Source organism: Microbacterium sp. bgisy189, from assembly GCF_965345345.1.
Taxonomy (GTDB): Bacteria; Actinomycetota; Actinomycetes; order Actinomycetales; family Microbacteriaceae; genus Microbacterium.
Map to the genome: position 1 here is coordinate 224,575 of NZ_CBDRMZ010000004.1, position 12,102 is coordinate 236,676.

At 68.3% G+C, this 12,102-nt stretch carries 10 protein-coding genes and 1 tRNA gene; 4 read left to right on the forward strand and 7 right to left on the reverse strand.

What is annotated here, in order from left to right; translation table 11 throughout:
* Positions 1–66: 66 nt before the first annotated feature.
* Both leuS and ACSF8R_RS08090 read right to left on the reverse strand, forming a co-directional pair.
* Entirely contained in the window at positions 67–2,670 is a 2,604-nt protein-coding gene (gene leuS, locus ACSF8R_RS08085) for a leucine--tRNA ligase (RefSeq protein ID WP_434811349.1), read from the reverse strand.
* A 50-nt stretch (positions 2,671–2,720) separates the two neighbouring features.
* Positions 2,721–4,004 carry an anthranilate synthase component I family protein gene (locus ACSF8R_RS08090; protein WP_434811350.1) on the reverse strand — a complete coding sequence of 428 codons (1,284 nt, stop codon included), beginning with the start codon at positions 4,002–4,004 and terminating at the stop codon, positions 2,721–2,723.
* Between the two features lie 41 nt (positions 4,005–4,045).
* Here ACSF8R_RS08090 and ACSF8R_RS08095 point away from each other — a divergent pair, with 41 nt between their 5' ends.
* Genes ACSF8R_RS08095 through ACSF8R_RS08110 form a run of 4 tightly spaced genes read left to right on the forward strand, consistent with a single transcriptional unit; the run spans position 4,046 to position 7,358 of the window.
* Positions 4,046–4,729: a DedA family protein gene (locus ACSF8R_RS08095; RefSeq protein WP_434811351.1), complete on the forward strand. Its 684-nt coding sequence runs from the start codon at positions 4,046–4,048 to the stop codon at positions 4,727–4,729.
* Positions 4,730–4,734: 5 nt separating this feature from the next.
* Positions 4,735–5,763, forward strand: a complete 1,029-nt coding sequence (locus tag ACSF8R_RS08100; protein WP_434811352.1) for an App1 family protein — start codon at positions 4,735–4,737, stop codon at positions 5,761–5,763.
* Positions 5,764–5,796: 33 nt separating this feature from the next.
* Positions 5,797–6,510, forward strand: coding sequence for an SOS response-associated peptidase (locus ACSF8R_RS08105; RefSeq protein WP_434811353.1), 714 nt, complete (start codon positions 5,797–5,799; stop codon positions 6,508–6,510).
* Entirely contained in the window at positions 6,507–7,358 is an 852-nt protein-coding gene (locus ACSF8R_RS08110) for a 3-methyladenine DNA glycosylase (protein ID WP_434811354.1), read from the forward strand. Before ACSF8R_RS08105 ends, ACSF8R_RS08110 begins: the two co-directional genes overlap by 4 nt.
* A 15-nt stretch (positions 7,359–7,373) precedes the next feature.
* On the opposite strand, the gene ACSF8R_RS08115 is transcribed toward ACSF8R_RS08110, so the two are convergent.
* From ACSF8R_RS08115 to ACSF8R_RS08135, 5 genes are all read right to left on the reverse strand, one after another.
* Positions 7,374–9,359, reverse strand: a complete 1,986-nt coding sequence (locus ACSF8R_RS08115; RefSeq protein WP_434811355.1) for a diguanylate cyclase domain-containing protein — start codon at positions 9,357–9,359, stop codon at positions 7,374–7,376.
* Between the two features lie 94 nt (positions 9,360–9,453).
* Positions 9,454–9,669, reverse strand: coding sequence for a hypothetical protein (locus tag ACSF8R_RS08120; protein WP_434811356.1), 216 nt, complete (start codon positions 9,667–9,669; stop codon positions 9,454–9,456).
* Entirely contained in the window at positions 9,666–11,096 is a 1,431-nt protein-coding gene (locus ACSF8R_RS08125; RefSeq protein WP_434811357.1) for a glycosyltransferase family 2 protein, read from the reverse strand. The genes ACSF8R_RS08120 and ACSF8R_RS08125 overlap by 4 nt, the downstream gene beginning before the upstream one ends.
* 129 nt (positions 11,097–11,225) lie before the next feature.
* Positions 11,226–11,298 (reverse strand) — tRNA-Ala (locus tag ACSF8R_RS08130).
* 524 nt (positions 11,299–11,822) lie between these two features.
* On the reverse strand, positions 11,823–12,102 hold a 280-nt coding region (locus ACSF8R_RS08135; RefSeq protein ID WP_434811358.1), incomplete at its 5' end, for a hypothetical protein.

Sequence of the window (12,102 nt, forward strand, 5' to 3'; positions counted from 1 at the left end):
CTTCAGCGGACGATCTGTGGAGAACGCGACGAAGCGCCGTGCTGTGCAGACGGCGGAAGCGGCGACTCAGGCGGTCGTGAAGCTGACGACCTTCGGCGCTCGAACGACGGCCCGCGCGATCTCGCGGTCACCGAGTGAACGGCGCACCTTCTCGTCGGCACGCGCGAGCGCTTCGAGCTCATCGGCCGAGATCTTCGCCGAGACGGTCAGGGTGCCGCGAACCTTGCCGTCGATCTGCACGACGGCGGTCACCGACTCTTCCACCAGCAGCAACGGGTCGGGGCTGCGCCACGCGACGAGCCCGACGAAGCCGTCGTAGCCGAGGACCTCCCACATCTCCTCGGCCGTGTGCGGCGCGAACAGGTCGAGGATCATCGCGGTCGCCTCGGCTGCTTCGCGGACGGCGGCGTCGGCCGGGCCGGCACCGGAATCGATCACCTTGCGCGTCGCATTCACGAGTTCCATGAGGCGCGCGACGACGACGTTGAACTTCGTCTGCTCGACGAGGCTCGGAGCGTCGGCCAGCAGCCGGTGCGTGACGCGGCGGAGTGCAGGGTCGCCGGTCTTCCACAGCACGTCCGGGTCGCTCGTGACGTCCTTGGCGACGCGCCATGCCCGCGCCAGGAACTTCTGGGCACCGGTGGTCGACACGTCCTCCCAGTTGATGTCGTCTTCGACCGGACCGGCGAAGGCGATGGCGGTGCGCACCACGTCGGCGCCCGGGTCCATCATGCTCGAGGCGAACTCGACCAGGTTGCCCTTGCTCTTGGACATCTTCGAGCCGTCCAGCAGCACCATGCCCTGGTTGATGAGGCTCGAGAACGGCTCCGTGAAGTCGATGAGGCCCATGTCGTACAGCACCTTCGTGATGAAGCGTGCGTACAGCAGGTGCAGGATCGCGTGCTCCACGCCACCGATGTACGAGTCGACCGGCGCCCACCGGTCGGCCTCGCTCGACGGGAACGCCTGCGTCGGATCGTTCGCGGCGAGGAAGCGCAGGAAGTACCACGAGCTGTCGACGAACGTGTCCATCGTGTCGGCATCCCGCAGCGCCGGTTCACCGGTCTCGGGATCGGTCGTCTGCATCCACTCGGTCGCCCCGCCCAGCGGCGAGGTGCCCTTCGGCTTCAGATCGAGGCCGGTCGCGTCCGGCAGGCGCAGCGGAAGCTGCTCGTCGGGCACCGGCACGATGCGACCGTCCTGCGTGTGGATCATCGGGATCGGCGTCCCCCAGAACCGCTGACGTGAGATGAGCCAATCGCGAAGGCGGTACGACTTCGCGGCACGACCCGTGCCGGCGGCCTCGAGTTGCTCGATGACGCGGGTGATCGCATGACGCTTCGACAGCCCGTCGAGGGTGCCGGAGTTGATCATGCGTCCATCGCCGGTGAGGGCGATACCGGTCCGCGCGGGGTCGATCTCTTCGAGGCTCTCGTCCTCGGGAAGGATGGGAACACCGTCCTCATCGGTCTCGATGACCGGGATCGCGCCGGTGACCGGGGCGGTCGTGTCGACGACCGTTCTCACCGGCAGATCGAACGCACGAGCGAAGTCCAGGTCGCGCTGGTCGTGGGCGGGAACGGCCATGACCGCGCCGTGACCGTAATCGGCGAGCACGTAGTCAGCCGCCCAGATCGGCAGCCGCTCCCCGTTGACCGGGTTGACGGCGAACCGATCGAGGAAGACACCCGTCTTCGGCCGGTCGGTGCTCTGACGCTCGATGTCGCTCTGGCGCTGCACCTGATCGAGGTAGTCCTGGAAGCGCATGCGCACCTCGGCCGTCGAGCCGGCAGCCAGTTCCGCCGCAAGGTCGCTGTCGGGCGCGACGACCATGAAGGTCGCGCCGTGCAGCGTGTCGGGACGCGTCGAGAAGACGGTCACCTTCTCGGCGCGACCTTCGATCTCGAAGTCGATGTCCGCGCCGACCGAGCGACCGATCCAGTTGCGCTGCATACGGATGACCTTCGACGGCCAGAAGCCCTCGAGCTGGTTCAGATCGTCGAGCAGCCGATCGGCATAGTCGGTGATCTTGAAGTACCACTGCGTGAGCTTTTTCTTCACGACCTCGGCGCCGCAGCGCTCGCAGTGCCCGTCGACGACCTGTTCGTTCGCAAGCACCGTCTGATCGTTCGGGCACCAGTTGACGGGGCTGTCCTTGCGGTACGCGAGGTCGCGCTCGTAGAGACGCTGGAACAGCCACTGGTTCCAGCGGTAGTACTCGGGGTCGCTCGTGTGGAGCACGCGGCTCCAGTCGTACGACGAACCGAACTCGCGGAAGCTCTTCTTGTGCTGGTCGATGTTGCGGTAGGTCCACTCGCGGGGGTCGGACCCTGCGCCGCCCTTGATGGCGGCGTTCTCGGCGGGGAGGCCGAAGGAATCCCAGCCGATCGGGTTCAGCACGTTGTAGCCGCGGTGTCGCCAGAAGCGCGCGACGACGTCGACGTACGCGTAGTTCTCAGCGTGACCCATGTGCAGGTCGCCTGAGGGGTACGGGAACATGCCCAGCACGTACTTGCGGGGGCGCGTGTCCTCCTCGCCGCCCGCACGGAACGGGTCGGCCTCGGCCCAGCGGGCCTGCCACTTCTGTTGGATCGCGTACGCGTCGAAGCCGTCGGCGGGCGCGTCGGTGTCGGTGGCGTTGATCTGTGACACGGAGGAGGTACCAATCATCGAAAGCAGGGAACGCCGCAAGGCGTCCCCTCAGATTACCGGAGCAGCGCTCACCACCCGGCCGGAAGACGTCCGCCCGCCGCTGCCAGCGGACCGCGCGCCTTGATCCCGACCTCGGCGACCTCGTCGGCCGTGATCGAACTCCACGTGATGCCGCCGCCCGCGCCGACATACGCGGCGTCGGGCCCGACGAAGATCGAGCGGATCACCATCGCGAGGTCAGCGGCACCTTCGTCACCGATCCAGCCGAAGCACCCGGCGAACACACCCCGTGTGCCATCCTCCAGCCGGTGCAGGACGGTCATGGCCGACAGCTTCGGGGCGCCGGTCATGCTGCCGGCGGGAAACGCGGCATCCAATACCTGCCCGATGGTCGTCCCCTCCCGCACGTGGCCTGCCACCGTGCTGACCAGCTGGTGGACCGCCGGGTAGGACTCGACCTCCAGGAGGCGCTCGACCGTCACCGAACCCGGCTCGCACACGCGTTGCAGGTCGTTGCGCATCAGGTCGACGATCATGACGTTCTCGGCCTGCTCCTTCGCGCTCGCACGAAGCTCCGCTGCGAGCTGCGCGTCGTCGTCCGGCGTCCGACCGCGCGGTCGCGTGCCCTTGATGGGATGCGTACGCACGGTACCGCCCACGATGTCGAGGAAGCGCTCCGGGCTCGCCGAGGCCAGCACGTGATCACCGACCCGCAGGAAACCGCCGTGGTGCGACGGTGTCGCACGGCGAAGCCGTCGATACGCCGCGACGGCGTCGACCGCGCCGTCGAGTTCGAACCGCGTCGTGAGACAGAGCTGGTAGGCGTCGCCCTCCCGGATGACGTCGCGACACGCCTCGATGAGGTCCGCATAGCGTGTGGCCGAGTGCCGGGATCGGGTCGGGATCGCGGGCGCAGGAGCGAGTGCAGGGGCGTGCGTCTTTGCCCACCGGGCGACGCGCTGCACGTGTGCGTCCAGCTCGTCCGGCGCGGCGACGGCCCACTGCTGTCGCGACGCATGGTCGATCGCGACGAACGCCCGCACGCGGACACCGCGTGAGCCCGGACCCTCATCACGGGCAGGAGCACCGGCACGACCGGCGGCGGGATCGTACGCCAACCATCCGACCCATCCCCCGGAGAACGGCCCCCACCGCTTCGGCGCCGGCGTCGACGGCGCGACGGCGACCTCGCGGGGCACGCCGACGGGCGACTCGCCGATGCCGAGGTAGCTCCAGCCTTCGACGGCTGCTGGTCCGGCATCCAGCCAGAACCCGCCGTCGGCGTTCGCCGGCCCGGCGCAGAAGAGCGTCTCCGGGTCCGTCCACGGCAGGGGGCGGGCGGTCAGATCCACCTTCTCAGGCTAGTCGCCGCCTAGACGCCTACGCTGGAGCCGTGAACGAGTTCCTCACCTGGCTGCTCGATGCCGTGCAGAGTGTCGACCCGGTGCTGCGGACCGTGCTGGCAGGACTCGCGATCATGCTCGAAACCAGCGTGCTGATCGGACTCGTCGTCCCCGGCGACACCATCGTCATCGTCTCGGGGACCGCCGTCTCCTCCTTCTGGGAGGGTGGCATCCTCGTCGTCGTCGTGATCGTGGGGGCGCTCGTCGGCGAAAGCATCGGGTTCTGGCTCGGGCGGTGGTTGGGTCCGCACATCCGCTTCTCCCGGCTGGGCGCGAAGGTCGGTGAGCACAACTGGGTGCGCGCGGAGCTGTACCTGCGCAGGCGGGGCGGACCGGCGATTTTCCTGTCGCGGTTCCTGCCGGTGCTGCATTCGCTCGTCCCGCTCACGGTGGGCATGAGCGGCTTCTCGTATCGGCGATTCCTCGCCTGGACAGCCCCCGCGTGCACGATCTGGTCGGTGCTGTACGTGTCCGTCGCCGCGGCCGCCGCCGGAACCTACCGCGAGCTCGCGGACCAGCTGCACTACGCGGGATACCTGTTCGTCGGTGTGATCGTGGTGTTCCTGGTGGTCGCCTACGTCATCAAGCGGGTCATCCTCGCGCGCGAAGCGCATCACCTGCGGGTGGATGCCGCGCCCGACTCCTCGCCGAAGGCGGAGGGCATGAAAGACTGAGGACGATGTCCCGTTCGTCCCGCTCCTCCGACGTGCTCTGGCTGGCGCGCCTGGAGTACCGCTTCCATGCCTGGCGCGAGCGCCGGGCGCGCAAACGCGGACAGCGACCGACCGTCGCCGCGTTCCCCGGCTACGGCGGCGAGAAGTGGGTGCGGGTGGTCGGCCGCGTGCTCATCGTGCCGCCCGTCCCCACCAGGGCGCGGGGGGAATATGCCAGCGTGCGAGGCTGGCGCAGCTTCGTGTCGGTGCCTGTCGGATTCGCGCAGGTCGAGATCACGGTCGACGGGGTGACCCACGCCGTCGTCGCCGACCGCGGCGGAGTCGTCGACACCGTCCTGCCCGCATCGCTCAAGCCCGGTTGGCAGCCGATCACGATGTCGGTCGAAGGGTCCGAGCCGGTGTCGACGCGTGTCTTCATCGTCTCCGACGAGGTCACGTTCGGAGTCATCTCCGACATCGACGACACCGTGATGGTCACGGCGCTCCCCCGGCCCCTCGTCGCGGCCTGGAACTCGTTCGTCCTCGACGAGCATGCACGGCAGCCGGTTCCGGGCATGGCGGTGCTGCTCGAACGTCTCGTCCGCGATCACCCGGGCTCGCCTGTCGTGTATCTGTCGACGGGAGCGTGGAACGTCGCGCCGACGCTCGGAAGGTTCCTGCGCCGACACCTGTTCCCCGCCGGTTCCCTGCTGCTCACCGACTGGGGCCCGACCCATGACCGACTGTTCCGCAGCGGTCAGGACCACAAACGCGAGAATCTGCGCCGACTGGCGGCAGAGTTTCCGAACGTGCGGTGGATGCTGATCGGCGACGACGGTCAACACGACGACGCGCTGTACACGGCGTTCACGAGCGAATTCCCAGAGCACGTCGCCGCCGTCGCCATCCGTCGCCTGTCGCCTGCTGAGGCGGTGTTGGCGGGCGGACGCACCGCGGTCGATGACCATTCGGCTGCCGCAGTGCCGTGGGTGACGGGCAACGACGGTGCGGAACTGCTCGAGCGCTTGACCGACGTCGGCGTCGTCGACGACTGATCGCGTGTCGGACGGGCCGCGTACGCTGGCGGTATGTGCGGGCGATTCGTAGTGGCAGACGTCGGGTCTGAACTCGTTGGTGTGCTGCGCGTCGACGTCGAGGGTGACGACCTGCCGGCGCCGTCGTTCAACATCGCGCCGACCGCGCGCGCCGCGATCGTGCTGGACTCGGCCAAGACCGATCCGCCCACGCGCCGCCTGGAGAGCGCGCGGTGGGGGCTCGTCCCGGCCTGGGCGAAGGATCCTTCGATCGGTACCCGCGCGTTCAACGCGCGCTCCGAAGAGGTCGAGGACAAGCCGATGTTCCGCCAGGCGCTGATCAAGCGTCGTGCCGTGGTTCCTGCCACGGCCTACTACGAGTGGAAGACCGAAGACGGCGTCAAAACGCCGCACTTCATCCACCCGGCCGACGGCTCGCCGTTGCTGTTCGCCGGGCTCTACGAATGGTGGAAGGACCCGGCAAAGGCCGAGGACGATCCCGCTCGATGGATGTTGAGCTTCACGATCATGACGCGCGACGCGGTCGGCTCCCTCGGCTCGATCCACGATCGGATGCCGCTGTTCCTCGACGCGGACCATGCGGACGCGTGGCTGGACACCGAAGCCGACAACGTCGGTGACATCCTCGACGCGGCGATCGATGCCGCGCCCGCACTGGCCGACACGCTCGAGGCATACGCCGTCGATCGCGCCGTGGGAAACGTGCGCAATGACTCCCCCTCGCTGATCGAGCGCCTCGGGGCATGAGTCCGGCGCCCGCTTGGCGTGCGGTCGAAGCCGCCCACATCGCGCGCGCAGACGAGTTGACCGCTGCGCATCGCGAGCGGACGGCGCGTGGTGAGCGGCATCCGGTGGAGGACTTCCTCTTCACCTACTACTCATACAAGCCCGCAGTGCTGCGCCGGTGGCATCCGGGCGAGCGCGTGCAGCTCGTCGGCGCGGCCGACGATGCCCGCGCGGCGTGGCGGTGGTATCGACCCGGCGAAGAGCGCGGATCACTCGTCGTCGACGGGGAGGCGTTCAGAGCCGAGAAGGCGCTCCTCGTTCGCGGCATTCGGCAGATCCTTCGGGCTACGGCGGCACGCCCCGCGGGCTACGGCTGCTTCGGTCTGCATGAGTGGGCGATGGTCTATCGCGACCGCGATACGCGGCACGACCTCCCGCTGCGCCTCGGCGCCGTGGGCACCGACGCAGTCGTCGATGCCCACGAACTGCGCTGCACCCACTTCGATGCGTTCCGGTTCTTCACCGCCGACGCGGCACCCAGAAACCGTTCGTCCCTGCGACGTGACGATCAGACGGGCGATGAACAGCCCGGGTGCCTCCACGCAGGCATGGACCTGTACAAGTGGGCCGTCAAACTCGGCCCACTCGTGCCCGGCGAACTCTTGCTGGACGCGTTCACCCTGGCGCGCGACATCCGCACCGTCGACATGGCCGCCTCGCCGTACGATCTGACCGGGTACGGTCTGGCACCCGTCCCCGTCGAGCGGCCCGAGGGCAAGGCGGACTACGTGCGCCGGCAGCGTGGCTTCGCGACGCGCGGTGCGGTGATCAGGGAGCGCCTGATCGAGGTGATCGACCGCACAGCGTGAAACCGCGCTGATCGATCACGCTGCGCCGCGATCACGTCGCGTGGCCTTCGCCCGGTACATCGCGACATCGGCCCGGTGCAGCGCTTCATCGAGCGTGTCGCCCCGGCGCATCTCGGAGGCCCCCCAACTCCAGCGCTGGTCAGACGCGTGTTGCAGTCGAGAGACGACTCCCTCCGCATCCTCGACCCGCGCGGCAGGAAGGGCGAGGACGAACTCATCGCCGCCGACACGCGCGATGAGGTCACTGTCGCGGAGGCCTGCGCGCCACTCCGCAACCGTTTCGCGTAGCGCGGCATCTCCCGCGGAGTGGCCGTGCAGATCGTTGAGCTTCTTGAATTCGTCGAAGTCGACGACGACGAGCGTCAGCGGAGCCCCTCGTCGATGGGTGCGCGCGGCGACGTCGTCGATCACATCGACGAAGCCGAGCCGGTTCAGTGCACCTGTCAGCGCGTCGGTGTCGGCAACGCGTCGCTCGCGTTCGCGCACGAACGCGACCACTTCGGAGATGAGGAACGACACGCACGTCGTCGCGATGATGGGCTGCAGCCCCACCGCGAACGTGACGCCGGGAAAGGGGTTCACGAGCCACCCGAGCGTCACGAGGGCGAGCACGGTCGTCAGCACGCCGCGGACGACGGGCGGGCGGTAGAACCATGCGAGCAGCGTTGCGAACAGTGGGATCTCGAGCAGGATGTTGACGATCAATCGCGGGTCCGCGGCCCACGCCGCGTAGTAGAACATCGCGCATCCGGCGATGAGGATCGCGACGATGCCGGCCCATTTCGGGTACCGGTGGCCGAGGGCGAGCGGCACGACGATGCCCGCCGCGCAGGTCGCGATGATCGCGTACACGATGAGGTCGGGTCCGACCGGGACCATCCCGCTGGCGTGATCGATCGCCACGGTCAGCCCCAGCCCGAGGGCCGCGAGCGCCATCACGACCGTGAACGGCGTCTGGTGGCGGAGGATACGCTGCCACCAGGTCGCCGACTTCGCGCGCTCCTCCCACCTCATCAGGGCGCGTTCTCGCCGCTCGGCGGCTGAACCCTTGTGCGAGTACAGGTCGGCGTCGGCGCGGTGGATCGCGGTCTCGAGGGTGTCATCTGCCTCCACCCGCGCGACGCCGGCGGTCCATGGGTGGGGTGAGACGCTCTGGAGCTCCTCGGCGAGGGCGACGGCATCGACGCCGGCGGGCAGGAGGATCACGAATTCGTCGCCGCCCCATCGCCCGACGACTCCGCGACGGTGCAGCGCATGCGTCCACGCGGCGACACTCGCGCGCAGGATCTCGTCGCCCGCCGAGTGCCCGTGCACATCGTTGACGGATTTGAAGCCGTCGAGGTCTGCGACGACGAGGGCGGCCGTGCGCCGCGCTCCGCCGACGCGGAAATGCGCCCGCAGCCCTCGTCGATTCAGTGCCTGGGTGAGCGAATCCGTTCGGGCGGCTCGGCGCAGTCTGCCGCCGAGGATGATGGCGACTTCGAGGCAGAACCAGGAGACGACCGCGGCGTAGACGGGCGTTGCGCCGTCGAGGAGGACGGAGGTCTGGAACGTGAGGTTGGTCTGGAGTCCGCCGACGACGGCGAAGATGAGTCCCAGCAGCACGGCTCGAGCCGACCAGGGGCGCATTCCCCACCCCAAATAGAGGGCGACCGGCGGGATGATCAGCAGCGCGCCGACGATTGCGGGTCCGCTGATCGAGAACGCGACGAAGACTGCGATTCCCGCGATCGTGAGCAACCCGACGACCGCGCCGCCCCATCGGGGGAATCGATTGCCGAGTGCGAGCGCCGCGATCGTGCCGGCTGCGCACACCGCGACCATGATCGATTCGACGATGGTGACCGTGACGGTGTGCGTGCGCAGCATGAGGTCGGCTGCGATGAGGGCCCCGATGAAGCCGAAGCCGATCGCCGAGACCCCCGACCGCAACGACTGTCGTCGCCACAGGCGCTGCGAAAGCGGCCTGCGACGGGATGCGAGGACGGGTTGGGGTGACAACGCTCCTCCTCCGCGCTCGAATCCTCGTTCGGGGTTCTTTCGAGCCTAGGGCACCGCACGCGACGAACAGCGGATCAGCGGTCCGCGTGGTGCGTCACACTTCGCCATCCGGGTGGATGCTGCGCGTCTCGACGCGCCGGCTGCGACCTCGACCGCGGGTGAAGCGCGGCGCAGGGAAGATCTTGATCGCAGCGAACGCGACGTAGATGAGGGTGTTGACGGCGACGAACGTCGCCAGCGCCGAGAACCAGTCGGATTGCAGGATGGATTCGGGCAGCAGCAGCCCCGCACGCGCGATGCCCGCGATCATGCCGACGTCTCCTTCGCGGCCGTGGTGAGGTGCGACCAACCCGCTTCTCGCCCGAACGACATGTCGATGATGCCCTTGACGAACACCACGTTCAGGAACATGTCGAAGACGAGCTCGGGCAGGACGAACACCGACAGCACTCGGGCCCGCCATCCCCCTCGCCAGACGGTCACGAGGCGTTCGAGGACGAAAACGGATCCCACGGTGATCCAGAACGGAAACCAGACGAACTCGTCGAGTGCGACCACCGTGAGGAAGATCAGCAGGAAGTAGGAGGCGAGGGCGATCACGGAGTAGCCGATGCCGATCTGCTGCGCCCAGTAGCGCACGGTCGTCGGCGTGACGCCGTATGCCGCGAGGTTCTCGATGGCGCCCCGCTGCCAGCGCAGCCGCTGCTTCCAGAGCATCCCCCACGTCGGCATCAGTTCTGTCACGACGGTGCAGTCGCGCGGCGAGGTCATGAGGCCCCCGAGCGACTTGATCGCGATCGTGAGCTCGTTGTCTTCGGTCAGCGCGACGGTGTCGTACACGTCGCCCGGGACGCCGGGGATGAGGGTGCCGCGGGAATCGGCGACAGCGCGCAGCGCGGCGGGGCGGAACAGCGATGCCGCCCCGGTGAGCACGAAGACGCGCCCGCGGCGTCGCTCGATCTCACGGGAGTACCGCGTGTACTCGTTGCGCTGGAACTGACCCAGCAGTCCGTGGCCCGGCTCCCCGTGGAAGAGGCCGCCGACGGCCATGAGCGCGCGGTCCGCCGTGAAGCGGGCTTTGGCGATCTCGATGAACCGATCCGAGAGCGCGGTGTCGGCGTCCATCACCATCACGGTGTCGTTGTCGCCGAGGTGCGGGAGCAGACCCCGGAGCGCCTGGTTCAGTCCGCCCGCCTTCTTGTGGCGATTGTCGACGGTCTCGATCACGTCGGCGCCGGCGTCGCGTGCCACCTGCACGGTCCCGTCGGTGCAGTTGTCGGCGACGACGAGGATGCGGTCAGGGGGCGTCGATTGCGCCTTGAGCGACGCGAGGGTGATCGGAAGACTCTTCTCCTCGTTGTGCGCGGGAATGAGGACCGTGACGGTCACTTCGCCGGCATACACGCCGCGGGTCGCGGCCATGATCGTCCGTGGGGAGATCGGACGCTTGAGTGCGCCTTCCGGGCTGCGGCGCGAGCGATTGGCGACGAACGACTCGAAGCCGCCGATCGCCGTACCGATCACCACGGTCAGCACGACGGCGAGCAGCACCAGCAGCCACGGCGGCATGTGGTCGTCGTAGAGCAGGCTCCACCCGTCCGCAACCTGCAGGCGGTGGGGACGCGCGAACTCTCCCGGATCGGCGGCGATGACGACGAGCATGAGGCCTGCCGCCGCGAGTGTCGTCAACGCGATCACTGCGAGGCCGGTGAATCTGCGCAACCGGTCGTTCTTCATCGGTTGGCAATGCTAACCCGATCGCCGCGGTGCCGGGCTCGCTCGGCTCGGGCGCGTCGTCGAATGGATTCGGAGGTGGTGCCTCATGGCACCTGAAACGCGAAAATCCCCGCCGGAGCGGGAATTTCGTGGACCTGAGGGGACTCGAACCCCTGACCCCCTGCATGCCATGCAGGTGCGCTACCAGCTGCGCCACAGGCCCGGATGATCTCGCGGATGCCAAAAACCCCCGGAATCCTGCACTTCGGCTTCACTCCGGCGGTGGTGATTGCCAGCATACGCGACCGGGCTTCGATGGATCTGGACGCTCCTGGAGAGATCTCTAGGCATCTGAACAGTCGAGTAAGTGTCTACATCTCGAATCTCGGCAGCCGGCCGCTCAATCCCGCCACCGACGCAAGTTGACCGTGACGCCCTCTCGCCAGCCGCGGACCGCGTCGTCGAGGAACGCGATCTGCTCGACGGAGAGGCGGCCGGTCCGTACGCTCCTACCGCACTGCTGCATCCACAGGGATAGTCGACGCTCCGGCGCCGTGGCGCCCCGCCGGCTAGGGAAGTACCGCTCCTTCCGCTCCCGATCGCCGAACTCGAGCTCGCCGTTACGTTCACGATGGTGACAGTCGCAATCACCGAGCCAGTCTCCCCGCGCACGTTCCGTGAACCGGCGCCACGAGCAGCCTCTTCAGCCGTGCAGTTCCCGCCCACCAATCTCAGCTGTCGCGTAGCTCAATCGCGGACAGTCCAGTCGGCGCCGTGGGCATTCAGGAGGACGGAGAGTTCGACCGCCCATCGCTGCTGCTGTTCACGCGCTTCGTCGATCCGCCCGGCCGCGTGAAGCAGATCCGCGTAGTGCGACCGCAGTGCGACGGTCGCCTCGCCGTCGCCCGATATCTCGGCGAGGGTCACCGCATCCTCGGCGGCCTGGAGAACGCTGGGGTCGTCGCCAGCGATCTCCGCCGCTCGTCCGAGCGCAGCGAGGGCCTCGGGGGGGGGGGGGGGGGGGGGG